This is a genomic window from Pseudobdellovibrio sp. HCB154, assembly GCF_046267985.1.
In the GTDB taxonomy this organism is placed as follows: domain Bacteria; phylum Bdellovibrionota; class Bdellovibrionia; order Bdellovibrionales; family Bdellovibrionaceae; genus Pseudobdellovibrio.
Genome location: NZ_CP176530.1, coordinates 2,611,671 through 2,634,637, shown reverse-complemented (window position 1 = coordinate 2,634,637; position 22,967 = coordinate 2,611,671). Strand labels below are relative to the sequence as shown.

General features: G+C 39.7%; 23 protein-coding genes and 1 pseudogene. 16 read left to right on the top strand and 8 right to left on the bottom strand.

The window, feature by feature from the left end:
* Nucleotides 1–22 precede the first annotated feature (22 nt).
* Nucleotides 23–517, top strand: a complete 495-nt coding sequence (locus ACKWCF_RS12805) for a hemerythrin domain-containing protein (protein WP_409477985.1) — start codon at nucleotides 23–25, stop codon at nucleotides 515–517.
* A 148-nt stretch (nucleotides 518–665) separates the two neighbouring features.
* Nucleotides 666–2,000, top strand: coding sequence for a cbb3-type cytochrome c oxidase subunit I (locus ACKWCF_RS12800; protein WP_409477984.1), 1,335 nt, complete (start codon nucleotides 666–668; stop codon nucleotides 1,998–2,000).
* Between the two features lie 3 nt (nucleotides 2,001–2,003).
* Here the strand turns inward: ACKWCF_RS12800 and ACKWCF_RS12795 are convergent, their stop codons facing one another.
* The 4 genes and pseudogenes from ACKWCF_RS12795 to ACKWCF_RS12780 all read right to left on the bottom strand — a co-directional run bounded on the left by ACKWCF_RS12795 (nucleotide 2,004) and on the right by ACKWCF_RS12780 (nucleotide 3,500).
* Complete coding sequence (locus ACKWCF_RS12795; protein ID WP_409477983.1) at nucleotides 2,004–2,519, bottom strand: hypothetical protein; 516 nt, start codon at nucleotides 2,517–2,519, stop codon at nucleotides 2,004–2,006.
* Nucleotides 2,520–2,578: 59 nt separating this feature from the next.
* On the bottom strand, nucleotides 2,579–2,902 hold the full coding sequence (locus tag ACKWCF_RS12790) for a hypothetical protein (protein ID WP_409480277.1): 324 nt from the start codon (nucleotides 2,900–2,902) through the stop codon (nucleotides 2,579–2,581).
* 10 nt (nucleotides 2,903–2,912) lie between these two features.
* Nucleotides 2,913–3,134: pseudogene (locus tag ACKWCF_RS12785) on the bottom strand (YkgJ family cysteine cluster protein); the annotation flags it as partial.
* A gap of 24 nt (nucleotides 3,135–3,158) precedes the next feature.
* Nucleotides 3,159–3,500: a hypothetical protein gene (locus ACKWCF_RS12780; RefSeq protein WP_409477982.1), complete on the bottom strand. Its 342-nt coding sequence runs from the start codon at nucleotides 3,498–3,500 to the stop codon at nucleotides 3,159–3,161.
* Between the two features lie 243 nt (nucleotides 3,501–3,743).
* Between ACKWCF_RS12780 and ACKWCF_RS12775 the strand changes: the two genes are divergently transcribed.
* From ACKWCF_RS12775 to ACKWCF_RS12760, 4 genes are read left to right on the top strand one after another with little or no spacing between them, the layout of a single operon-like run.
* Nucleotides 3,744–4,718: a BMP family protein gene (locus tag ACKWCF_RS12775; protein ID WP_409477981.1), complete on the top strand. Its 975-nt coding sequence runs from the start codon at nucleotides 3,744–3,746 to the stop codon at nucleotides 4,716–4,718.
* A 60-nt stretch (nucleotides 4,719–4,778) separates the two neighbouring features.
* Complete coding sequence (locus tag ACKWCF_RS12770; protein WP_409477980.1) at nucleotides 4,779–6,116, top strand: ATP-binding cassette domain-containing protein; 1,338 nt, start codon at nucleotides 4,779–4,781, stop codon at nucleotides 6,114–6,116.
* The gene (locus tag ACKWCF_RS12765; protein ID WP_409477979.1) at nucleotides 6,113–7,147 is read left to right on the top strand and encodes an ABC transporter permease; all 1,035 of its coding nucleotides are present in this window, start codon (nucleotides 6,113–6,115) and stop codon (nucleotides 7,145–7,147) included. Before ACKWCF_RS12770 ends, ACKWCF_RS12765 begins: the two co-directional genes overlap by 4 nt.
* Nucleotides 7,144–8,016: an ABC transporter permease gene (locus tag ACKWCF_RS12760; protein WP_409477978.1), complete on the top strand. Its 873-nt coding sequence runs from the start codon at nucleotides 7,144–7,146 to the stop codon at nucleotides 8,014–8,016. Before ACKWCF_RS12765 ends, ACKWCF_RS12760 begins: the two co-directional genes overlap by 4 nt.
* Nucleotides 8,017–8,019: 3 nt before the next feature.
* Here the strand turns inward: ACKWCF_RS12760 and ACKWCF_RS12755 are convergent, their stop codons facing one another.
* From ACKWCF_RS12755 to nadB, 3 genes are read right to left on the bottom strand one after another with little or no spacing between them, the layout of a single operon-like run.
* Entirely contained in the window at nucleotides 8,020–8,601 is a 582-nt protein-coding gene (locus ACKWCF_RS12755) for a hypothetical protein (protein WP_409477977.1), read from the bottom strand.
* A 13-nt stretch (nucleotides 8,602–8,614) separates the two neighbouring features.
* Nucleotides 8,615–9,466: a lysophospholipase gene (locus ACKWCF_RS12750; protein ID WP_409477976.1), complete on the bottom strand. Its 852-nt coding sequence runs from the start codon at nucleotides 9,464–9,466 to the stop codon at nucleotides 8,615–8,617.
* A 39-nt stretch (nucleotides 9,467–9,505) separates the two neighbouring features.
* Nucleotides 9,506–11,134: an L-aspartate oxidase gene (nadB, locus tag ACKWCF_RS12745; RefSeq protein WP_409477975.1), complete on the bottom strand. Its 1,629-nt coding sequence runs from the start codon at nucleotides 11,132–11,134 to the stop codon at nucleotides 9,506–9,508.
* Between the two features lie 110 nt (nucleotides 11,135–11,244).
* On the opposite strand from nadB, the gene ACKWCF_RS12740 reads away from it, so the two are divergent.
* Genes ACKWCF_RS12740 through epsC form a run of 10 tightly spaced genes read left to right on the top strand, consistent with a single transcriptional unit; the run spans nucleotide 11,245 to nucleotide 22,515 of the window.
* Nucleotides 11,245–13,026, top strand: coding sequence for a hypothetical protein (locus ACKWCF_RS12740; RefSeq protein WP_409477974.1), 1,782 nt, complete (start codon nucleotides 11,245–11,247; stop codon nucleotides 13,024–13,026).
* Complete coding sequence (locus ACKWCF_RS12735; RefSeq protein WP_409477973.1) at nucleotides 13,023–14,483, top strand: diguanylate cyclase; 1,461 nt, start codon at nucleotides 13,023–13,025, stop codon at nucleotides 14,481–14,483. Before ACKWCF_RS12740 ends, ACKWCF_RS12735 begins: the two co-directional genes overlap by 4 nt.
* 9 nt (nucleotides 14,484–14,492) lie before the next feature.
* Nucleotides 14,493–15,656, top strand: a complete 1,164-nt coding sequence (gene alr / locus ACKWCF_RS12730; protein ID WP_409477972.1) for an alanine racemase — start codon at nucleotides 14,493–14,495, stop codon at nucleotides 15,654–15,656.
* Nucleotides 15,653–16,435: an MlaE family ABC transporter permease gene (locus ACKWCF_RS12725; RefSeq protein ID WP_409477971.1), complete on the top strand. Its 783-nt coding sequence runs from the start codon at nucleotides 15,653–15,655 to the stop codon at nucleotides 16,433–16,435. The genes alr and ACKWCF_RS12725 overlap by 4 nt, the downstream gene beginning before the upstream one ends.
* On the top strand, nucleotides 16,432–17,205 hold the full coding sequence (locus ACKWCF_RS12720) for an ABC transporter ATP-binding protein (protein WP_409477970.1): 774 nt from the start codon (nucleotides 16,432–16,434) through the stop codon (nucleotides 17,203–17,205). The genes ACKWCF_RS12725 and ACKWCF_RS12720 overlap by 4 nt, the downstream gene beginning before the upstream one ends.
* Nucleotides 17,202–18,581: an MlaD family protein gene (locus tag ACKWCF_RS12715; protein ID WP_409477969.1), complete on the top strand. Its 1,380-nt coding sequence runs from the start codon at nucleotides 17,202–17,204 to the stop codon at nucleotides 18,579–18,581. Before ACKWCF_RS12720 ends, ACKWCF_RS12715 begins: the two co-directional genes overlap by 4 nt.
* 9 nt (nucleotides 18,582–18,590) lie before the next feature.
* Complete coding sequence (locus ACKWCF_RS12710) at nucleotides 18,591–20,381, top strand: hypothetical protein (protein WP_409477968.1); 1,791 nt, start codon at nucleotides 18,591–18,593, stop codon at nucleotides 20,379–20,381.
* A complete protein-coding gene (locus ACKWCF_RS12705; protein ID WP_409477967.1) occupies nucleotides 20,378–21,025 on the top strand; it encodes a hypothetical protein in 648 nt (215 codons plus the stop codon). The genes ACKWCF_RS12710 and ACKWCF_RS12705 overlap by 4 nt, the downstream gene beginning before the upstream one ends.
* A 15-nt stretch (nucleotides 21,026–21,040) precedes the next feature.
* Entirely contained in the window at nucleotides 21,041–22,021 is a 981-nt protein-coding gene (locus tag ACKWCF_RS12700; RefSeq protein WP_409477966.1) for a 3'-5' exoribonuclease YhaM family protein, read from the top strand.
* Nucleotides 22,006–22,515: a serine O-acetyltransferase EpsC gene (epsC, locus tag ACKWCF_RS12695; RefSeq protein WP_409477965.1), complete on the top strand. Its 510-nt coding sequence runs from the start codon at nucleotides 22,006–22,008 to the stop codon at nucleotides 22,513–22,515. The genes ACKWCF_RS12700 and epsC overlap by 16 nt, the downstream gene beginning before the upstream one ends.
* On the opposite strand, the gene ACKWCF_RS12690 is transcribed toward epsC, so the two are convergent.
* The gene (locus tag ACKWCF_RS12690) at nucleotides 22,507–22,962 is read right to left on the bottom strand and encodes a DUF4112 domain-containing protein (protein ID WP_409477964.1); all 456 of its coding nucleotides are present in this window, start codon (nucleotides 22,960–22,962) and stop codon (nucleotides 22,507–22,509) included. The two genes, epsC and ACKWCF_RS12690, sit on opposite strands and share 9 nt — an antisense overlap.
* Between the last annotated feature and the right edge of the window lie 5 nt (nucleotides 22,963–22,967).

Below are 22,967 nucleotides of genomic sequence, written 5' to 3'. Positions count from 1 at the left end.
GATGTTATCTATTATGGATATTATGGATAGAACTAGTGAATATAAAAAAATGAGTAACGAAGGGTTAGTTGATTTACTTCTCAATCGTTATCACAAAAAACTAAGATATGACGTTTTAACAATTACGCCGTTGTTTGAGCGGGTGGTTAATGTTCACGGCAACAGCCATAACACATTGGCCGCAGCTAAAAATTTATTTGATAAAGTCGTCGCGCATTTACAGTTTCATCTTACTAAAGAAGAACAAATGCTTTTTCCTGCGCTCGTGCAATTAAGTGATTTAAACCAGTTCAAGGCTCTTAAGGGGCCAATTTACTGTATGCGCTCTGACCATCAGCATGACGACGAAGATCTTAAACAGCTAAAGATTTTAATGGATGATTTTGTTCCCCCATTGGGGGCGTGCCAGTCTTACCAAAAATTAATGGTCTTGCTTCGCGAATTTGTCGAAGACACCTTTGAACATATGAAAATAGAAAACGAAATTCTTTTTCCCCGCTTTGAAGTCGAGGGATAGCTTCTTGTTTTCAGAGAAAGATTTTTATGAAAGATGTAGTGATTAGCGTTGGAATTGGGTTCGGTCTTGTAGCAGGAGCCGTCGTAGGAATTTTTGGCGCCACATTATTAATGTGCGGCATGTTTCTGCTAGGCGGTTTTTCCGGTTAATGCATAAAGCAGAACCCCTTAAAGATCTTGCAGCGAAGTACTTAATACTGAGCTTCACGTTATTTGTTTTTGCGGGTATTTTAGCTTTATTTTTAAAAATCATTCAGCTTTTAGCTTTAACGTCTGTGCCGCAGGTGCACAGCTTTTACAACCGCGCTTTCACAATGCACGGCCTCATTATGATGTCGTTTTTTTTACCTCCGGTCTTTCATGCCGGTTTTGGTTATTTAGTTTCAGGTCAAAAACTTTTAAATAAGCCGCGGTATTTCTTAGAGATAGCTACCGCAGGTTTTTTATTACATTCAACGGGGATTGTTGCGGTGCTTGTGGGAATGTTTGCCGGAGAATTTAATTCAGGTTGGATGATTCCGTGGAGTGAAGTTCAAGGAGCTGGCGTATCTGGATTTTTGTTTTTCAGTGGTTTGCTTTTACTGCAAATGTCTCGCATCACTGATTCAGTAAACTTACTTACATTGTGGTTAAGGTCTGAAAGTCGGGATAAAATTTTTCGGTCTCCTTTTTCTTGGGCCTTGATGACAGTGAGTTTTGTTTATCTTTTGTCGTTGTTAACTCTTCCACTGCTGGTTTTTGGTTCTCAGCTCAATCGCGAATGGGTCGGTCTTTACAATTTACTGTTACGACCTTCTGTTTATCTTATGACTCCTTTGGGGGTTGGGTTAATTCTTGAAATCGTGAATGAGTATCAGCCTTTAACGAAAACTAACTTAGCTCAAGCGAAAATTTGTTTTATAATTGTTGGGCTACTGGCGGTGTTGAAAATGGCTTTTACGCTCTTCAGCTATTTTCGCCAGAATTTAAATCTGGCACTTTATTCCGATTGGCTTATGGGGTTATTATCTGTGCCCTTGCTCGGTATGATTGTTATCGTATTGCAGGTTTGGCCCTGGCGTACGCGGCGAAGATCAGCATTAACCGCGATGATACAATTACTGCTTGTGTTACTTTCATTAGGTACGATAACAGGTCTTTATCATCTCATGACCGACTCTGGACAAGTCGCGCGGTCCACTTATTTTTTAGTAGCCCATTTTCACACGATTTTATTTGGTACGAATCTTGTCGCCGCCGTGTTTGCCGTTCTTCATCTTACTTCAAGACAAAATTTAACGACCCGGGTGCGGCTATTTATTGGAGGCACGTTATTTTTTATTTTTTCGCTTTATGCTATGGGGGGATTGAAAGTTTATCGTCATCAAAGTCAAATTCTTATAACCGATGTAGCTTGGATCTTTGGCTTTCTGTCTTTTCTGGGAGGCTTGTGTATCATTATGGCTGTGAGCTGGATTTTATTCGGCTTTTTATCGCAAGACTGATGGTCACAGCCAAGCCGAAAGCTCGACAACATTCTTACCTTGCGGAAGCTCTTCGCAAGGCGAGATGAAGTGAGTGGCATAATCATAGTCCATCGCAGAGTTAAAACGTTTCAGTTTCTGAAACTCATCGTCCTTAATAAACAGTTTAAAATTCGTAAAACCTAAAAACCACAAACCAGTTTTTTTAATCGCACAAGCGCCGTGGGCTAAAATTTCCAGTAAAGCTAAAACCAGATCGCTATTGATATGCACGGGCTGATGCCCGCAAGCAAATTTCGACGAATGATTTTTATAACGAAGCCCAAAACCAATCGCGCCATCGTTGGTTACCCAAATTTCAACATGTGGAAAGTTATTTAACGGTGATGATAAGACTAATTCAGTTCGAACAAAATAATCGGCGTAAAGATTTCCGATAAAGTTCACCTTTTCACTCATTGTTACATGAGCGAACTGTTTTTGTGCAAACCAGACTTTGATCTGCGCGACAATGTCGTGATGCTTGGTGAACTCCTTCATCACTTATAATTATAAATAAATATTTATTTTTAAAGCAAGCAGCTTATTATTTCGTCAGCTTATTTTGCTAATAATCCATAGCCCACCAGGCCAGGAATTACGATATAAAGAAGTGAATCGCGTATTAAGTAATACACAAAGAAAATGGCAAAGAGCTTCCAGCCATGCTTTTTAAACGTGGCTTTCATGCCTAGCGTCTTAAAATCATGCTTCAGCGTCAGGAAGAGGTCTTTGGCTTTCGAAAAAAGCGATGAAGTCTTGTTTTGTGAGCGGTCTAAGGCCATGTTTGGCTCTGGCTTCGTCGCAACGGGGAACGTGGGCACCAGATTCATAACTGGCTTGAAAATTCCTGCAAGGCGACGGGCGATTTGAGTAGATTTCACAGGTAACAAACTCGCCGATTCGGCCCTTTAAGGCAATACATTTTGGGTGATGTTTATCGTCGGTACCTTTAAGAATGCGGGCTCGATCAGAAGCATCGAGCCAGTAGTTGGGAGGGACGGGGTGATCAGAATCGCCTTTTTCCGCTTCTCGCCAATAGAACGAAACGCGGTAGCTTGCGCAGCAAGCGCCACAAGATTGGCATGGATGAGCGGATGTAGAACTGCGTCCCATGCCAAAATTGTGACCACAGAAGAATTACTTGTCAGCTTTTTCTTCTTGTTTTTCTACTTTTTCTGCTGCTTTTTCAGCCTTAACTGTTTTTCTCTCGTCGCGTAAAGATTTTGTTGAAGCTTTGCAGCCTTCAGAGATTTGGAAATCTTTGTTAGCTTTTTTGTAAGCGTGTAAGCACTTCATTAAGCCAGTACCAACTTCTTTACCAGAGCAACCCGCTTTTTCAGCGTCAGCTGCGCAAGCTTGGTTTACTTCAGTTTTGTGAGCGGCCATTTTGGCTTTCATTTCAGCTTTTTTCTCGCCGTGGTTATCGGCAAATGCCATTGCTGAAGTTGCGATCACGATAATTGCTAATGCTTTTTTCATAGGTAATCTCTTTCTGCGTGTATACACGCTAATGGTTTTTGTGTTTACCGTACAATAATAGCCTAAATGAGTAGCTTTAAGGATGTATGAACCCCGAATTAAAAAACATTAATTCTTAGAGCTTACTAGCTAAGCCATTAAAATCGTTGAATTAATCCTATGGTAAATTAATATGACTTTGAATCAAACTGGACCAAAGTAATAAACTTTAACTCGGGGAAGATTTAATTTAAAGGGGTAGTCATGTCGAAGTTTCTTTTAGTGTTCTGTCTTTTTGTGTCTCAATTTGCGATGGCCAATCTAAAAATCGGATTAGTTTTAGATAAAGGCGGCAAAGACGATAAATCTTTTAACTCAGCGGCTTACGAAGGCGCAAAAAAAGCTGAAAAAGAATTAGGAATCGAGCTTAAATACGTAGAAGCAACAGATACTAATTCACTAGAAACACTTCACAGAAATTTCGCGCAAAAAAAATATGATCTAGTTATCGGTATCGGTTTCGCGCAAATGGACGCAGTTAAAAAAACGGCGGCCTTATTTCCAGAAACAAAATTTGCGATCGTTGATGGCGAAGTATCAGCTAAAAACGTTCGTTCACTTTTATTTGAAGAGCACGAAGGTTCTTACCTAGTAGGAGCAGCGGCTGCGATGAAATCAAAAACTGGTGTTGTTGGTTTTATCGGTGGAATGGATATTCCTTTAATCCGCAGATTCCAAAAAGGTTTCGAAGCGGGTATTAAATCAGTAAATCCAAAAGCAACAATCTTAGTAAGCTATATCGGCGTAACAGGCGAAGCCTGGAATAATCCTGCAAAAGCCAAAGAAATCGCACTATCGCAAATCTCACAAAAAGCGGATGTGATCTTTCACGCGGCGGGCGCTTCAGGTGCAGGTCTTTTTGATGCAGCAGCAGAGAAAAAAGTTTACGCGATCGGTGTTGATTCAAATCAAAACTGGGTCAAACCAGGTGTGGTTCTTACCTCAATGTTAAAAAAAGTTGATGTGGCTGTATTTGAAACGATCAAGTCTGTTAAAGAAGGCAAGTTCGCAGCTGGTGTTAACCGTTTTGGTTTAAAAGACGGCGGTATTGACTGGGCTTTAGATAATAACAACAAATCGTTATGGTCAGCGGCCGAAATTGAAAAATTAGCGCAAGTTAAAAAATCAATCGTTGCTGGTAAAGTTTCAGTTCCAGATTATTACAAAACAAAAAAATAATTCATGTCAGTTTCAAACCTGATCGAATTCAATAATATCTCTAAAAGTTATGGGGACTGCGTGTCCCTAGAACAGGTTCACTTTTCGATTTCGACAAACCAGATTCACGCGATCATTGGTGAAAATGGTGCCGGAAAATCGACGCTTATGAAAGTTTTAGCGGGGATTGTGTCACCAACATCTGGGGCCATGGTTTTACGTGGTAAAGCTTATGAGCCACTGTCAGCGCAGGATTCGTTTCGTGAAAAAATCGGCTTTGTGCATCAGCACTTTCAATTAGCCGATGAATTAACGGGTTGGGATCATTTAGAGTTGGTCGCGCGCACGCAGAACATTGACGATAAAAAGCTTGTTTCGATCGTTGAAGAAAAACAAGCCAAGTTTAAATGGTTATTACCTTTAGATAAAAAAATTAAAGCCTACAGTATTGGTGAACAGCAAAGATTAGAAATTTTGCGTGTGTTAATTTTAGATCCAGAGATTATTATCTTTGATGAACCTACAGCGGTGTTAAGCCCTGATGAAATCGACGATTTTTTAAATTTCATGTTAGGTCTTAAAAAACAAGGCCATACGTTAATTTTAATTTCACATAAACTCAACGAAATTAAAAAAGTCGCTGACCACGTGACTATTCTTTGTCGCGGTAAAATGATTGCCTCAGGTCGCGGTGAAAACTTCACCGTTGAACAAATGGCTGAAAAAATGATTGGCCGTAAACAACAGGCTTTAAAACAAGAAGCGGTCAGTGAAACTGGCAAAGCCCATGATTTACACCTTCTAGGTTTAAAACTTCATAATAATGAAATTTTAGGCGTAGCCGGTGTTGATGGTAATGGCCAAGAAGACTTTATCTTTAAACTTCGTCAAAATATCGCGTTATTAAAGCTAAAATTCGGCGATATTTCAGAAGATCGTTACCGTTACAGTATTTATCCTTTGCAAAACCTAGTTGAAAACTTCTTAATCCGTCATCGTGAGAAGTTCACTAAGTTCGGGTTAGTCAGTAAATCTTCGGTACGTAAAGAAGTTGAAAAAATCATTCAAGAGTGGGACGTGCGCCCAGCTGACAGCGATAAAATCATGGGCGCTTTATCTGGTGGTAACCAGCAAAAGTTCGTGATCGGTCGCGAGCTTTGGCATAACCCGGATGTGATTTTAGCAGCTCATCCTTCGCGTGGTGTTGATATCGGTGCGCAAGAAAAGATTCACCAAGCGCTACTTGATCAAAAGAAAGATCACCGTGCGGTGGTTTTATTATCTTCTGATTTAGATGAAGTTTTAAAATTATCAGATCGTTTTGTGATTTTATACAAAGGCGCCATTAAGGGCCCGTATGTTAAAGGTTCACTGAACAACAGCCAGATTTCTCAGATTATGAACGGGGTCGAACTATGAAGCGTATTGATTTTTCAAGTTTGATCGGGTTTTTTATTGGCGTAGCCTTAAGCAGTGTCTTAGTTATTTTGTTTAAAGAAAACCCGGGCGATGTTTTAAAAGTATTAAGCGGAAGCTTTTTACAATCAAAATTCGACATGGGCTTAACACTTTTTTATACAACGTGTTTTGCTTTTGCAGGTTTAGCGTTTTCAATTCCATTTAAAGCGGGATTATTTCATATCGGGGCCGAAGGTCAGATCGTGTTATCGGCGATGATGGCGGCCGTGATGGGAATTATTCTTCCTGAATCGTTAGGCACATTCGGTATTGTTTTAATCTGTTTAGCCACCATGGTGATTGGTATTTTATCTGCGCAAACGATTGCGTTTTTTAAAGTTTACAAACAAGGTCACGAAGTCGTTGTTGCGATCATGCTTAATTTTATTTTTGCAGCGATTGCAACTTATGTGATTTTACAGAACTACCAAAACCCTGAATCACAGAATCCTGAAAGTGCTTTAATTAATCCGGTCTTTCAAGGAGCTAAAGCTGACAGTATTAAAACATTCTTTGAACAATCGGCGGTCAGCAGCTTTTTACTTTTAGCGGTTTTAAGTTGTTTAGCTGTTTGGTTTTTTGAAAAGAAAACTAAATGGGGCATGGAAATCAAAGCTTACGGTGAAAACCCAACCGCGGCAGAACGTATGGGTATTTCAGCTAAGAAAGTTAATTTTTTAGCGTTAGGTATCGCGGGATTTTTCTCTAGCCTTGTGGGTTTAACAGAAGTTTTAGGCAGCACCTTTCAGTACAAAGTGGGATTTTCTCCAGCCTATGGTTTCTTAGGAATTGTTGTGGCGCTATTAGCACAAGGTCATCCGATGGGGATTTTATTTTCAAGCTTTATCATGGCGGTTCTTCATAAAGGGGCTTCAGATTTAGATTTAGAAACGCAGTTTTTAACACGTGATTTTTCTAAGGTGTTGCAAGCGATCATTATTTTCTGCGTAGCGGGTGCTGTTTATCTAAACCACAGAAGGAAGAAAGTATGAGCCCAGAGATTCTTTTAGGTTTAGTTCTAGCTACAGTTCGTATGTCGTTACCGATTTTGTTTGCGGCTAGTGGCGGTTATTTCTCTGAAAAATCTGGTGTGGCGCAAATCGCACTAGAAGCGTACCTATTAATCGGTGCATTCACAGCAGCGGCCGTTGGCTTTCAAACAAATTCATTGGTTTTAGCTTATGTAGCGGCGGCTGCAGCGGCGACAGTTATGGCGCAGATTTTTAATGTTCTTATTTTTAAATTTAAAGCCAATTCGATCGTGGTCGGAACGGGTATGAACTTACTGGCGATGGGTATTATTCCTATTGTGAGTAAAACATTATTTGAATCAACAGGTTCAACTCCGGCTTTAGACACTTCAGAAGCGGCGTTAAAACAATCGTTAATCATGGTGAGTGTCACAACAGTATCAATGATGGCTTTATGTTATTGGATCGCTGAAAAATCAAACTGGGGCTTACAAATTAAATTCGCTGGTGAAAAATCTGAAGCGTTAACCAGCGTTGGGGTGAACCCGATTAAACGCCGTTGGCAGGCTGTGACTTTATGTGCGCTGATTACTGGTATTGGTGGTGCGATTTTATCTACGTACTTAGCTTCAAGTTATTCACCATTAATGAGTGCGGGCCGCGGGTTTATCGCTCTTGCTGCCGTGATTTTTGCGGGCTGGAACTTACGTAAAGCTTGGTTAGTTGTTTTATTTTTTGGTTTTGCTGAGGCGATTCAGATTCAGTTACAGAATATGAATTTGAGTGTGAAGATTCCGAATGAATTTATTCAAATGCTTCCGTATCTTGCGACCTTAGTGGCTCTACTGCTACTTCGTAATAAGCAGCAGGCCCCGAAAGAAATTTCTTAAGATTTAGAAATTAAGCTGTGTCGTAGCTAATGGGCCTGTTAACGTTAATGTCACAGGTTTGCCATCAGTGGCTGGTGTAGAAACTGGGAATAATACCGAATAAGCTGAAGACCAACGGTTATGAAACGGGTATAAAGCTTCGATATCTAAGAATAAACCTTTAAGTTTAGTCACTTTTCCTTCGTAACGTTGTCCACCGACATCAAGATACACTTTCCAAGATGTTTTATTAAAAGCTAAATCATCATGCTTACGTTCAGGTGTATAAAAGCTAATAAAGAATTCTGTGCTATCAGAATGTTTAGCGATGATTTTGCCTTTTTCTTCTTTATATTTTTCTAAGTTCCATTGCGACAGCTTGGCCTGATAGGCTACTAAATTTTCGCTCATATCAGCATCTAAACGAGTCGCTTGTACAGTCAGTTTGTTGTAAAGGCCATCGTAAACTTCTTGTTTTTGTGTTTTAGTTTCAACGTAATCTTCGTATTCAGAAGTTGAGATGTCTTTAATGCCTTCAGGTGTTGGTAAGCGGTGTACGCAACTTAAAACAATAAATGGTAATAAAGCTAAGAAGATTTTTTTCATATGTTGTTTTTTCCTATTTATGTCTGTTGCAGAAATCAATCACTGCTTTATACACGTCTTCACGCACGATATCGTTGTAAAGTTCGTGTTTTCCGCCTTCATAAATTTTTAATTCTTTATCTGTTGCTGCTAAGTTTTCGAAAAATAATTTAGCTTGCGCCGTTGAAACCACCGGGTCGTTATCTGAAATATGCAACAACGTAGGTAAGGTAATGCTTCCGGCTGTCGTGATGACCTTTTCAAATTCACGCTTGAAACCTAAAAATACACCGGCTGAAATTTTGCCATGGCGGTAAGTATCTTGTTCGTACTCTTTAATAACCGCTGGATCGCGAGTTAATTGTTCGTTCGTGATTTCATTACCTAAAGTCACTTTGGGAAGTAAAGCATTTAAGATTTCAGAACCAGATTCTTTCCATGCTGGAACGGGCTGGCTGATACCAAAAAGCGGAGAACTTAAAACTTGCGCCTTAAACTGATCGTATTTTTTTTCACGAAGGGCGCATGATTGAACTAAACCACCCATTGAGTGCGCAAGAAGTAGTACGGGCTTATCTTTAACCGAATCAATTCGCAAACATTCATCTAAAAATAAATGGTAATCTAAAACGTATTCGTCGAAATCTTTAGCGTAACCGCGCACGCCTTCAGATTTTCCGTGGCCGCGCATATCCCAGCTGATAAAGCTCCAGTTTTTACCTTGTTCGCTTTTTTGAAAACCATCGATCAAACGGTTGTAACAATCTGAATGTTCAGCTTGGCCGTGGGTAATTAAAATTGTTCCGCAAGAATTTGCTGCGTCCCACTTTTGCAAATAAAGCTTTGTCTGGTCGTAACCGCGAAAAAAAGATTCAGATCGTTTCATACAGTTCAAGTCTAACCGAGCCGAATTTTAAGTCAAAATTTAATTCAAACCGCGCAGTAAAACGGTGTCTTTTCCCTTAGAGTAGGTTTTTAAATCAATGTCCTCTGGACTTAAGGAAGGCTTGTCTGTTGGCGGGTAATCAATCGAGTAGTGAATGCCGATCGATTCTTTTCTTTGAAGCGCGCAACGCACAGTTAAATCTGCAACGATCGCAATATTGCGAAGTTCTAAAATATCACTGTGCATTTTCATATTCGAGTAATACTCTTTTACTTCTTGCTTAATGTTGCTGAGGCGATGTTGTGCGCGTTCTAAACGTTTTGTTGAACGAACAATGCCGACATAATTCCACATTAAACGGCGAATTTCGTCCCACATATGATTGATCACAACCATTTCGTCTTGGTTTGTTTCATCAGGTTTTGTCCATGCTTTTGGCGCCGTCGAAGTTTTTGTGGCTTTAGAAATTTCATCCCAATTTTTTTCAATTTCAACCGAGGCATTATGAGACATCACTAAACATTCAAGCAGTGAATTTGAAGCTAAACGGTTCGCTCCGTGTAAACCTGTGCAAGCGATTTCGCCGATGGCGTAAAGACCAACGATATCAGTTTTGCCAGTCGTTGTTGTCATCACACCACCACATAAATAGTGAGCGGCAGGAACTACCGGAATTGGTTTTTTTGTCATGTCGATACCGTACTCTTGGCATCGGGCATAGATCGTTGGAAAATGTGTTTTCACAAATTCAGGGTCACGGTGAGAGATATCTAAAAACACACAAGGTTCGCCGGTTTTTTTCATTTCGGCATCGATTCCACGAGCGACGATATCACGTGGAGCTAAAGATCCCATAGGGTGGATCTTTTTCATAAACGGTTCACCTTTGGCGTTAATTAATTCGCCACCTTCGCCTCGAACCGCTTCGCTAATTAAGAAATTGCGCGCGTCTTTATGGTAAAGACAAGTCGGGTGAAACTGCATAAATTCTAAATTGGCAACGCGTGCTCCAGCTCGGTAGGCCATGGCGATACCATCACCAGTAGCTCCACCCCAATTGGATGTGTAGAGATAAACTTTTCCTGCGCCACCGGTTGCTAAGATTGTCGTGTTCGCGGTGAACACTTCAACATCGCCTGTTTGTTTATTTAAAACATAACTTCCCACAACGGCTGTTGGAGCAACCAGTGATGGATCAACTTGTTTGTTCACAATCAAATCAATGGCGAAGTGATTTTCAAATATTTTGATGTTGGAGTGTTTTAAAACTTTGCTCCAAAGTTTGCGGTGAATTTCAGCGCCGGTTTGATCTTCGAAGTGTAAAATACGACGTTCTGAGTGACCACCTTCGCGAGTTAATTCAGGGTCAAATTCAACACCCCATTTAACTAAATCCTTAATTCTTTCAGGGGCTTGGAAAACAACATCTTGCACAGCGTTAAGATCACAAAGGCCGGCTCCAGCGACCAAAGTGTCTTTGATGTGGCTTTCAAAACTATCGGATTTGTCAGTGACCGAGGCGATTCCTCCTTGGGCCATGGCAGAATTACTATTGGGGCCGACGTCTTTTGTAACGATAAAAACGGATTTTGAATCGGCAACTTTTAAAGCCATACTCAACGCCGCAACGCCAGAGCCAACAATCATAATTTCGGTATGTTTCGCCATGCAAGCGTTGTAATCCCAGAATGTGAAAATGTCTAAGGTAAATGTTGCACAACCCCTCGAAAAACCACACAATAGAGATGAAGTCTTTTAGCAAGGATGCAAGAAGCAAAATGAAGTTAAAAACCGTCTATTCCACTATTGCGTTAATTTTTGTTGTCGTTGGCCTTGCGCTATGGAAATTAAACGACACTTATCGCACTGAAAAAATCGCCGTTAAACAAAATCAGCTACAAACTCAGCTAACAGCTTTGCGTTCTTCGTTAGTGAGCCAAATTTCACAATTGCGTAACACACTTAGTGCTTACACGGTGCAAATCGATGAATCAAAAATCAACTGGGTGCAGTTAAAACCTTTCTATGCTTTGGCGTTAGTTCAAGAAGATGGCGCAAACCGCTTAATGGTGACTAAATTATTTTTACAATCAGGTTCAGCGGCTGAACGTTGGAGTGTTCCCACGTTACAGCAGTATTTGCAAAAAAAAGTTTCTGGTAACCAACTTTTACGTGCGCAAACTTTTAAAGACTCAAGCGGCTTAGTGCATTTAGCGTTAACAACATTTGACCGCGAAAAAAGAAATAACCAGCCACGCACAGGCGTGATGGTTGTGGGTGATGTCAGTTACTTTCAAAGATTTTTTGATTTGCAGCGCACAAGTTCAATCACACAGGTTTTGTTAACAGCTGATAAACAAGTGACGGCTCACAGCGAATACGAATATGTGGGAAATCTTTCTGATGAAAACAAAGTTTCTGAAGCAAACTTCTTCGTTGATCGCCAAGAAATTCGCGGAACGAATTTAAATTTACTAAGTTACTCTTCAAAAAAAGCCCAAACGAATTTAGATATTCCAGTTTCAATGCTGGGAATTATCATCGGCCTTGCGTTTTTAATGGCCGGTGTTTTGCTTTTTGTAGCAAAACCTGAAAAAGAAACAGCGGGTGCAGCTAAGCCTCAATCGCCACAGACACCAAAACCAGCCAAGCCTGTGATGGAACAAGATATCATGGGTGTGGGTATGAGTGCGGCAGCGCCTGTGCCGCAACCGATGGCTCGCAAAGCGGGTGTGCCTACAGCTAAACCAGATTTTATTCCGCTATCATTTGATCACGAACCGCAAGTCGTTCCGATTCAAGTACAAGCTTGTGTTCAGCAAGCGCTTTTCAATGTTGATCGCCAGTTAAAAGCTAATGGTGTTACAATAGGTAAAGAATTTATTTCTGGTGAAACACTTGTTTTAGATTATCCGAAGTTTATTAAAATTTTTGAAAATGTGTTGTTGACGGTTTCGCAAAACTTAAGCGGAAGTAAAAAACGTATTCAGCTAAGATCTTATGATTCTGGAATCGTAACTACGTTAGAAATTCAAGCCGCAGTAGCCACTTTGAATCTGCATGAGTTGATTTTACCAGCTTTAACTGAAGCCAACTGTGAATTTTCGCAAGTGGCCTCATCAGCCGGTGAAGCGATCTTTAGATTTTCGTTTACTCGTCCTGAAGAGCTAGAAGATACGCACGTTCCGGTGTCTATTGAAGCTTTACAAAAAGTAGCTGATCCGAAAGAGAAACGTTTTGAATTAACGGAAGAAGAATCTGATTTTAAAATGCCAGAAAAATTAACACCAGTCGCGGCAGTAGCTCCAAATAAAGCGCCGTCGCAAAACGATTTAGACATCGATGCGTTGTTGTCGTTAGATGATGAACCGTCTACAGAAAAAGCTGAAGTGACGCAAACAAAGCCAAAAATTGATATTGAAAAAGAAATGCAGCCATCAAAATTTAAGTTAGATGAAAAAATGTCGATTGTAGAAGATCCAGTGATCGATATTGAACCGACTGAAGGTAAAAAGGCTGACCAAACAAAAGTTAAAATCAGAAGGCCAGAAAAAGGATGAATATCAGAGAATACTCTTCGCAATTCAGCGTTTCGATATTTACCCAAGACGTAAACTTAGGGACGCAGATCAAGCACGCGCTGACTCAAGCAGGCTATGAAAATTATTATTTTGCTGATGTTGATGAGCAGTTAGTGCGTATTGAAGATAACCCACCTCATGTGGTGATCTTTGATATTCGTGGGTCGTTGATGGCGCCACATGAATATATTCAAAAAACCTTACAGGCTTCAAAAGAGATTAAATTTATTTTCTTAGCTCCGCCGGAACAAATTGCGGCTTTTAAAAATTATAAAAAATTTAACGTGTACAGTGTTTTTAATGCGACTGAACAAGCGGTTGATCACCAAGTCTTACAATCAGTTGATAATATTTGCGAAATTATTTTTCGTACGTATCAAAACGAACAATTGGTTGAAGATTTGCAAAAAGAAACCCAAGCTAAGCAGGTCTTGCAAAACACATTAACCGACGAGCGCAAAGCCCCTGAGATTCGCCCGTACCAATTACGTATTGCTGAATACAAATCAGCGACTTCAAAAGAAGATCTATTAAATGTTTTTTACCAGCAGACACCGACGCAATCTTGGATTTATTTAAAATTTGTTCCAAGTATTGAAACCTTTATCTGCGTTTCGTATTCGCAAGTGCCTGAAGACTGGGTTGAAGGTTTATCGTATAAAGTAGCTACAAAAGACCGCGATAATTTCATGTCGCAGCTTTTTACCGGGGCTTTACCGTCTAATTTAGGTAATTACTTAAAAAATAAATTTGGCACAGACCGTATCAAATTTTTACCAATGATTATTCGTGATAAAATCGAAGGTATTTTAATTTCAACGCAGGAAATTTCTGCTGAAGTAGCCGAAGATTTTTCATTAATGAGCTTAGTGTATACATTGCTGGTTTACGAAGCCGAACCAAAACAATTAGATATTGAAGATCATTTGACAGGTTTTTATAACCAACTGTTCTACTCACGCGTGTTAGAGCGTGAAGTTGATCGAAGTAAACGCGGCTTGGTTCCTATTTCATTGGTGAAAATTTCGATTGATAAATTTCCTGAATTTGAGGCCAGCCTTGGCCGTGATGCCGCAGACCAAATTCTGCGTTCAGTTTCAGAAGTGATTAAGGCCACGTCTCGTTTAAACGATTACCTGTGCCGTACGGGTGAAAATGAATTCACGCTGATTTTAACAAACTGTAACCGTAAAGGGGCGGCGATTCGTTCAGAACGTTTCCGTCAGGCTTTACATAAAGAAAAACTGATTCGTGCTGGGGTGACTATTACAGCCAGCCAAGGAATCAGCGAATACCCATCGCTTACTCATAACGCCTTTGATCTTGATGACAGTTCAGCACGTGCGCTGAATTTCATTTCGCAAAAAGGTGGTGATAAAATTTGTATTTATAAACCGCCGGTTGAGCATAAGCCTGATTTTGTTGTGGAGTCTTAAACCATGGAAATGTTCCGTCGTACCTTTGCTGAAATTAATTTAGATCACTTAGCCCACAACTTTTTTGAAATAAAAAAAGTGGGCGGCGAAGGACGTTTTATTTGCCCGATGGTCAAAGCCAATGCTTACGGCCACGGTGATGTTGATTTAGCCAAACACCTAGAAAATGTCGGCGCTACACACTTAGGTGTGTGTTTGATTGAAGAAGGCTTACTTCTTCGTAATCACGGTATGAAATCTAAAATTTTGGTGTTTCGTGGCTTTGATAAGCAAGGTGCGCAGAAAATTTTCGATGCGCAGATGACTCCGGTGGTAAGCACTTGGGATCAATTATCAGCGCTTGAAAGTGTGGCTGATGAAACAATTAAAGTGCATGTTAAATTTAACACAGGCATGAATCGTTTGGGTTTTGCACCTCAAGAGGCTGAAAAGCTAAGAACGTATTTTAAAAATTCTAAAAAATTAAAACTTAAAGCTATCTTAAGCCATTTTTACTGTGGTGAAGATGCGGTCAGTACAAGTGGTTTATCAGCGCAACAAGCTAAAATCATGACCGAAGTTTTTTCTTACTTTAAAGACGACGGTGTGTTCGCGCATTTATTAAATTCAGGTGGCATTGCAAGTTTAGCTGAAGCTTCAGTAAAAAATGACCCGAACCATTTTTTAAATAAAGAAAACTGGGGATTCCGTCCTGGCTTAATGCTTTACGGGTATTCTCCAGATGCGAACTTAAAAGCGATGAATTTAAAACCGGTTATGACTTTTAAATCAGTGGTGAATAACATTCGCCAATTACAACCAGGTGAAACGGTTTCTTACGGTGCTACCTGGAAAGCTGATAAACCAGCAACGATCGCGGTTGTACCAGTTGGTTACGCTGACGGAGTTCATCGTTTATTAAGTAATCGTGGTGTTGCGATGTTTGCTGGCCAACAAGTTCCGATTATTGGCCGTATCTGCATGGATTTTTTAATGTTAGATGTAACTAACGTAGTTAAAGATAAAAATATTCAAAAGTTTAACGAAGAAGAAGTGATTCTTTTTGGTTACGATCAAAACGGTAATTTTTTAAGTGCTGATGTCACAGCGAAAGCCGCTGAAACAATTACTTGGGAAGTTTTAACCGCTGTGGGTGAACGTGTGCCTAGACATTACAAAGGCGGGCAGGCGTGATTTTAGAAAAAGTTAAAACGAAAATTAAAGATGTCGGCGAAGTCAGTCTTTTTGCGATTGAAAGTTTGCGTTTGTTATTCACACAACCGTATCGTTGGGGTGAAGTTGTAAAGCATATGGAATTCATCGGTAATCAATCGGTGGGAATCATTTCTTTAACAAGTATGTTCACAGGCCTGGCACTTTCTTTTCAAATTTATCTAGGTTTCAAATTAGTAAACGCCGTAAATCTTGTGGGTCCAACTGTGGCGTTAGGTATCACGCGTGAACTTGGCCCGGTATTAACAGGATTAATCGTGGCTGCTCGTGCCGGTGGTGCGATGGCCGCGCGACTTGGTACGATGCGTGTGAATGAACAAATGGATGCTTTAGATGTAATGGGTGTAAATACCAAACAATATCTGATCGCTCCAAGATTAGTGGCGGCGATTTTCTGTATGCCGTTATTAACAGCCTTATTTGATTTTATGGCGATGTTAGGTTCATGGTTTTTATGTACAAAAATCGTTGGACTTGATGGCGCGATCTTCTTTGAAAAAATTCGTCAGACTGTTGATTTTCACCATATCGGCGAAGGTTTAATAAAATCAGCGATTTTTGGATTATTATTCGCGGTGATTTGTACCTACCAAGGCTTTAACACAAAAGGTGGAGCTAAAGGTGTCGGTGAAGCCACAAACAACGGCGTTGTTATGAGTATGGTGGGCATTATCATAATCGATTATTTCTTAATGAATATTATTCGTGTGCTCTACATTATGATGGGGATTCAAAAATGAGTCCGAAACAGCAAAGCCAATATGCCATTGAACTTGACGATGTTAAAAAATCTTTTGACGGTAAAGAGTTCGTTCTAAAAGGAATTGATTTAAAAATTCCTAAAGGCAGCTTAACAGCCATCATCGGTTTTTCGGGAACCGGAAAATCTGTGATGTTAAAACATGTATTGGGTTTATTTAAACCGACCTCAGGAACAGTTCGAGTTTTAGGAACAGATCTTTCAACACTAGATCCTAATGAGTTAACAAAGTTTCGCTGCAATTATGGAGTTCTTTTTCAAAGTGCAGCTTTATTCGACGATATGACAGTTCTTGAAAACGTTTGTTTTCCACTCGAAGAACATCGCAGAAATTTAAAAAAAGACCAAGTGGTTCAGATCGCGCAAACTAAACTAAAAATGGTAGGCCTTGATCCGAAACATTATAATAAATTACCGAGTGAAATTTCGGGTGGTATGCAAAAAAGAACGGGTTTAGCTCGCGCTCTGGCCTTAGATCCAGAGATCATTGTATACGATGAACCGACCACAGGTTTAGATCCGATTTTGACTGAAATGGTTGATAATCTGATTTTAGAGACACATAAGAATACTCCAGGCACGACTTCAGTCATGGTGTCGCACGATTTAAGTGCAGCTTTTCGAATCGCAGACTTTATTGTGATGCTTGATGCTGGTAAAGTGTTACTAGCTGGAACTGCTCAGGATTTCTTTAATTCAGACATCGAGTTAGTGAAGCGATTTGTGACAAAAGGGATGAAGCATCAATGAGTTTTTTCACCACCCCAGAATTTAAAGTAGGCGCGCTTGTCGTAGGCATCGGAGCGCTTATTGCCCTTATGTCAATGCAAGTCAGCGATGACCCAGCTTTTTTAGGACGATCAAAAAAAGCTTGGTTTTATTTAGAAAATGCCAATGGTCTTACAAAAGGCTCAGCGATTCGTTCTGCCGGTATTCCGGTTGGTGCGATTAAAGATATTTCTTTATCTGAAGGTAAAGCTCGCATTGATGTTTCGGTAAAATCTGACGTGCCATTAACTCGTTCAGCCCAAGTTGAAATGCGTGCTAACGGTATCTTAGGTGATAAGTACATCGAAATTACTCCGGGTAATCCAACAGATCCAGGTTTAGAAGATGGTGGTCAAATTGCCAATGTTAAAACCGGCGGATCATTAGATGACGTGATGTCGCAAGTTTCTGATATCACTTCATCATTAAAAGAAGTTTCAAAACATTTAAATGAAGCCACAGCTGAAGATGGCACCAATAAACACATCTTAGGCCGAATTGTTCAAAACATTGAAAAGCTAACGGGCGATCTTTCGCAAATGACCTCTGAAAATAAAGAGCAAATTGGCGAAATCGTAGACCAAGTTCATAACATCACAGGCACATTAGATGATTTAGTGAATGATGAAAGTGAAACGGGCTTTAAGAAAACTTGGAAAAATTCAATGGCCCGCATTGATAAGTCTCTTAAAAATATCGAAGAAATCACAGATAAAGTTAATAAAGGCGAAGGCACTTTGGGTAAACTTATCTCTGATGAAAAAACCGCTGAAGATGTTTCATCCGCGATCGAAGGTTTAAGTGGTTTAGTTGATACAGCTAATAAAACGACAACAGCTTTCGATTTTAACGGTTACTACTTAGATAATGTTGAAGCTGCTAAATCGTCGATTGGTATTCACATTCAACCGGGTTTAGACCGTTTCTATTATTTAGGGCTAATTGATGATCCGGCCGGAGTCGTTGAAAGAAAAAATACTCTGACTGAATCAAACGGCGTTTCAACAAGCGTTGATGAAACGACGACATTTAAAAGTAAAACTAAATTTACAGCTTTATTTGGTAAGAATATTTATAACTTCTCATTTAAGGGTGGTTTAATCGAAAATTCCGGCGGTATCGGTATTGATTATTCGCCATTTAAATTACACCGGTTAAAATTTTCTATTGAAGCCTTTGATTTCGATAATACCAACTTACGTTCAACGATTTCATATAAATTCCGTTATGGTTTTTATGTGTTAGCCGGCTATAACGACATGTTACACAATACGGATGCACAGTCAGCTTACGCTGGTGCAGGTTTATTCTTAACTAACGATGACCTTAAACTTCTACTAACGAAGTCACCATTCTAGAGGAAAGCCATGCAAGCCGCCGCCGCCGACCGAAAATGGATGATCAAATCAGAAAATCGGATTTTAGGCCCGTATTCGTATGATCAAATCGAAGATTTATTAAAGAAAAAACAAATTACTTTGATTGATGAAGTTCGCGATATGGATACGCGCTGGATGTATGTGCGTGAATCAGAAGCTCTAAAGGCGATCGTTGAAGAAATTCGTGAAGAGTTAGCTAACACCGACGATCACACGAAAACCTACCAAACTCGTACATCTCAAGGCCTTACAAAAACAGGCACGATCACACAGGAACTTGTTCAGGCTGAAAACACGAAGTTTGAAATGCCAAACTTTACTAATGTAACTGTTGAAGATGCTGAATTTACTGAAGAAGATACAACACCGGCACAAAAAACTTTAAAACCGCAGGCTCCAGCAGCGGCGCCGGCGACTGCAACAACTGTTGCTAATAAAGCCAAAGCTCCACAGCAGTATGTATCTGCGGCTGATCCTGTCGTAAATTCGCAAATTCGTGAGCGTTCTAAATTAACATTAATGATTTTAATTTCGATCTTGCTTGCAGTTATTGTCGTAGCTGGTGGATCGCACTTCTATCAGCAACGTGATAAGAAGAAGCAAGAACAACAGTCAGTTGCGCAAATTCGCAAATATTCACTGTATGGTTTAGAAAACAAAGTGGTCGAAATTTTCGGTAATATGTCGCCTGAAGTTCAACGCCAGGTTTTACCTGAAATTATTCCGATGATTCCGAAGCTTGATTCTGTGGGCTACATTAACGGCACTCAAACGATCAACAACTTAAAATCAAACCCAGGTGTGAACGATCAACGTAAGGCCTTATTAGATATCGTTCAGTTTATTAAGTCTTTACAAGATCAAGACCTTAAAAAAGCCCGTGAATCATTAATTCGCGCAAAAGATTTAGATCCAAGCAGTGAATTGATCAAAGAAAACGACGCGATCTTAAGTTATTACGAAGGTAAATTTGATCAAGCGACAAAAACTTACTCTGAACTTTATAATACAGTTTCAAAAGGCCGTTGGTTATTCGGTTGGGCCATCAGTGAATTAGCAAAACCTACGACAAACGCCGAAACTGAAAGTATGTTAAATCATGAAATCGAACGCTACACAGAAAAAGCCGCTGATTTCAAAAAAGAATTGTTAATGATTAACATGCTCTTAGATAAGCGTACAGCACGCGAAGAAAAATTTGCCCGCGATTACAAAAACTACGTAGCTATGCCACTGGGGTTTCGCCAAAGATTCCAAGTGCCGTTATCAGTATTTTCAGGAATTTATTCGACATTCACTTTACGTAGTGTTTATGAAAAATTAAAACCGTCTTTAACGCCTTCAGAAAAGTTTGTTCTTGAAATGCACATGAAACTTGAATTAGGAGAAGTGTCAGCGGCGCAAAGTTTATTTTCATCTTATCAAAGCCTTGTAGAAGACCCGGCAGAACTTGCGAACTTAAGATTGCAACTCGATTACGCTTTAAAAGATTATTCAGCGGTTGTAGCCCAACAGAAAACTATAGATATTTCAAAATTAAATGCAGCCGGTCATTACGTGATGATCTTAGCGAAACAAAAAGTAAATTCACAAACGTCTTTGATTGATGATGGATTAACAGCGCACGTGAATTTCTTGCGTTCAGAAAAAAATATCTTAGGGTTATGGGCACAGCTTGTAACTATGGAACCAGCTAAAAAACAAGCTTTCGTGCAAGCGAACTCAGGAGCTGGTGAAGATTTTATCCCGTTCTTAGAAGTTAAAGGATCTGCGGAGTGAGATTTTTAATTCTGGTTTCAGGATTAGTCTTACTTTTTTCGAGTTGTGAAAAGCCTCACGAAGCTAATCCTAAGGTCATTGTAAATAAATCTTTGGCGGCGGATTTTAAAGTGCCCGAAGAGATTTTTACTGAAATCAAAAAAAGCATGGGCCCCGATAGTAAAATCGAGCCCGAATACCTTTTTACCGACTTAGAAGTTCAAATTCATTCTGATCAAAAAAATGTTCTGAGCTCTTCGGATTTATTATTTAAATTAACTAACGGCGGCGGCGGTCTTGATCTTAAAGATTACGTAACCGGCGATGGTAGCTTTTATTTACACTTTCCGGCAGAACAGTTTGCTACTAAACCAGAACTTACATTTGTATTTTATATCAGCGATTCGCCAAAGGTGAATATTCGCGGCGAAGAATACGGCCTTGGCTGCGGTCAATGGGTGGATTTAAAGCCCAAGTTCGCCAAATTGCAGGAAAAGAACTTTTTAAAACTAAACACTGTTGATCAAACTTATGCGCACGTGCTCTCGGGCCAGTATATATTTGTCTTTAAAAAGGGAATTCAATACTATCTGACGCACTTAAATCTGTCGGATTCGCGCTATAGCGATAAAATGTGTTCGGCAATATTTAATATAAAAAAATAACTAAAGAAGTAGATTATGAATACACCGATCAAAAATTTAAATGATAAAGACCCGGTTCAGGATCGTATTTTTTTAGTTAAAGATAAAGTCTTAGGCGTTGGTAAAACGGGTAAGTCTTTTTTAACTATTTTAATCGGTGACCAATCAGGTCAGTTAGATGGCCGTATCTGGGATAATATCGAAGAAATTCAAACACGCTTCGAAATCGGCGATTTAGTTAAAATTAAAGGTGTTATTCAGATCTATAATCAACGTAAACAGTTGATCATTCATCGTTTAGAAAAAGCCGATGATCCAAGCTTAAATAAAGACGATTTTAAAATTAAAGAACGTCAAATCGACACGCACGCGCTTTATTCTGAGCTATTTCAAATGGTGCAAGCGATTGAAATTCAACCGTTAAAACAATTGATGTTAGATTGTTTACAAGATGAAGAAATTAAACCGCGTCTATTAAAGGCTCCAGCAGCTAAAACAATTCATCACGCGCATCGTGGTGGTTTGTTAGAGCACATTGTTTCAATCTGTAAAGTGATGCAGTTTATGGCCTCACATTATAGTTATTTAAATAAAGACCTTTTAATTTTCGGCGCTATTTTTCACGACTTAGGAAAAATCTGGGAGCTTGATCAAACCGAGCAGCAACAGATTTATTACACAGCTCCGGGGCAATTATTAGGGCACATGCTTTTAGCCTGTGAATTAGTTGAAAAGAAATCGCAGCGTATCTTAGGGTTTCCTGAAGATTTACGCATGATTTTAAAACATATTATCTTAGCTCATCACGGAAGACTGGAATACGGAAGCCCTAAGGTGCCAATGTTTCCTGAAGCCATGGTTGTTGCCATGATTGACGATATGGATTCAAAAATGGACACGATGATGTCTTTTATCAATCAAGAACGCCAAAGCGGTGAATCGTGGTCACGTTTTAATGAAAACTTTGAACGTTATTTCTATCTTGATGATTTAAAAACGAAATGGAATGTAAAGTGATTACTTTTTTACGCGCGTACAAAAATTACGACCCTGCCGCAAAATCAATGTTAGAGATTTTGTTATTATACCCAGGTCCTCGTGCGGTGTTTTTTCACCGTATTGCGCATGCACTTTACCAGTGTAAGTTATTTTTTATCGCCCGCCTTGTAGCTGATATATCACGTACATTAACAGGTATCGAAATTCACCCTGGTGCCACACTTGGTAAACGTCTTGTGATCGACCACGGCGTTGGCTGTGTCATCGGTGAAACTGCGGTGATCGGTGATGACTGCGTGATCTTTCACGGCGTGACTTTAGGTGGAATGAAATTCGAGCCCGTAAAACGTCATCCGACCGTAGGCAACAATGTTTTGATCGGTACAGGAGCTAAAGTACTAGGGCCAATCACTATTGGTGATGGTTCAAAAATCGGGGCTAACGCTGTGGTGATTAAAGATCTTCCGCCAAATTCGATCATCGTTGCACCGCAAGCAGTTGTACTAAAATAAGTGAATCAACCACACCGTTAAGCGATACAAACCGTAAAAGACCGCAAAGATAACTCCAAAGTAACATCCAAGTATTGCAAGATTAGCCACGATCGAACGTCTGATCGTGCGCTTAGAATTGACTAGGTAATTATCCATAATACGGTAATTCTTCGCATTTGCTTGCCAAAAAATATCACCTAAATTTCCTAATACCGGAATCGCGGTAATAATCATATCAACACTGATATTTAATAACATACGAAACAGCACGACCGCCGAAACACCGTGAAAAGCGGCGTAAACCACAGTGAATAATGAAATTAATGTGGTCGTAACGTTTCCGTAAAAAGGCAGAAGGCCTAAGATAAAATCCCAACCGAAACTAATGCCAAAAATTTTAAATTGGCTATCCATCAGCGTACTAATTTTATAAAGAAGCGGGTGGTGTTCTTTTAAAGCTTTCATTCTTT

Bases quoted from the DNA above. Each gene is read 5' to 3' on its own strand.
- ACKWCF_RS12805 (WP_409477985.1), top strand. From the start codon at position 23: ATGGATAGAACTAGTGAATATAAAAAAATGAGTAACGAAGGGTTAGTT.
- ACKWCF_RS12800 (WP_409477984.1), top strand. From the start codon at position 666: ATGCATAAAGCAGAACCCCTTAAAGATCTTGCAGCGAAGTACTTAATA.
- ACKWCF_RS12795 (WP_409477983.1), bottom strand. From the start codon at position 2,519: ATGAAGGAGTTCACCAAGCATCACGACATTGTCGCGCAGATCAAAGTC.
- ACKWCF_RS12780 (WP_409477982.1), bottom strand. From the start codon at position 3,500: ATGAAAAAAGCATTAGCAATTATCGTGATCGCAACTTCAGCAATGGCA.
- ACKWCF_RS12775 (WP_409477981.1), top strand. From the start codon at position 3,744: ATGTCGAAGTTTCTTTTAGTGTTCTGTCTTTTTGTGTCTCAATTTGCG.
- ACKWCF_RS12765 (WP_409477979.1), top strand. From the start codon at position 6,113: ATGAAGCGTATTGATTTTTCAAGTTTGATCGGGTTTTTTATTGGCGTA.
- ACKWCF_RS12760 (WP_409477978.1), top strand. From the start codon at position 7,144: ATGAGCCCAGAGATTCTTTTAGGTTTAGTTCTAGCTACAGTTCGTATG.
- ACKWCF_RS12755 (WP_409477977.1), bottom strand. From the start codon at position 8,601: ATGAAAAAAATCTTCTTAGCTTTATTACCATTTATTGTTTTAAGTTGC.
- ACKWCF_RS12750 (WP_409477976.1), bottom strand. From the start codon at position 9,466: ATGAAACGATCTGAATCTTTTTTTCGCGGTTACGACCAGACAAAGCTT.
- nadB (WP_409477975.1), bottom strand. From the start codon at position 11,134: ATGGCGAAACATACCGAAATTATGATTGTTGGCTCTGGCGTTGCGGCG.
- ACKWCF_RS12740 (WP_409477974.1), top strand. From the start codon at position 11,245: ATGAAGTTAAAAACCGTCTATTCCACTATTGCGTTAATTTTTGTTGTC.
- ACKWCF_RS12735 (WP_409477973.1), top strand. From the start codon at position 13,023: ATGAATATCAGAGAATACTCTTCGCAATTCAGCGTTTCGATATTTACC.
- alr (WP_409477972.1), top strand. From the start codon at position 14,493: ATGTTCCGTCGTACCTTTGCTGAAATTAATTTAGATCACTTAGCCCAC.
- ACKWCF_RS12720 (WP_409477970.1), top strand. From the start codon at position 16,432: ATGAGTCCGAAACAGCAAAGCCAATATGCCATTGAACTTGACGATGTT.
- ACKWCF_RS12715 (WP_409477969.1), top strand. From the start codon at position 17,202: ATGAGTTTTTTCACCACCCCAGAATTTAAAGTAGGCGCGCTTGTCGTA.
- ACKWCF_RS12710 (WP_409477968.1), top strand. From the start codon at position 18,591: ATGCAAGCCGCCGCCGCCGACCGAAAATGGATGATCAAATCAGAAAAT.
- ACKWCF_RS12700 (WP_409477966.1), top strand. From the start codon at position 21,041: ATGAATACACCGATCAAAAATTTAAATGATAAAGACCCGGTTCAGGAT.
- epsC (WP_409477965.1), top strand. From the start codon at position 22,006: ATGGAATGTAAAGTGATTACTTTTTTACGCGCGTACAAAAATTACGAC.
- ACKWCF_RS12690 (WP_409477964.1), bottom strand. From the start codon at position 22,962: ATGAAAGCTTTAAAAGAACACCACCCGCTTCTTTATAAAATTAGTACG.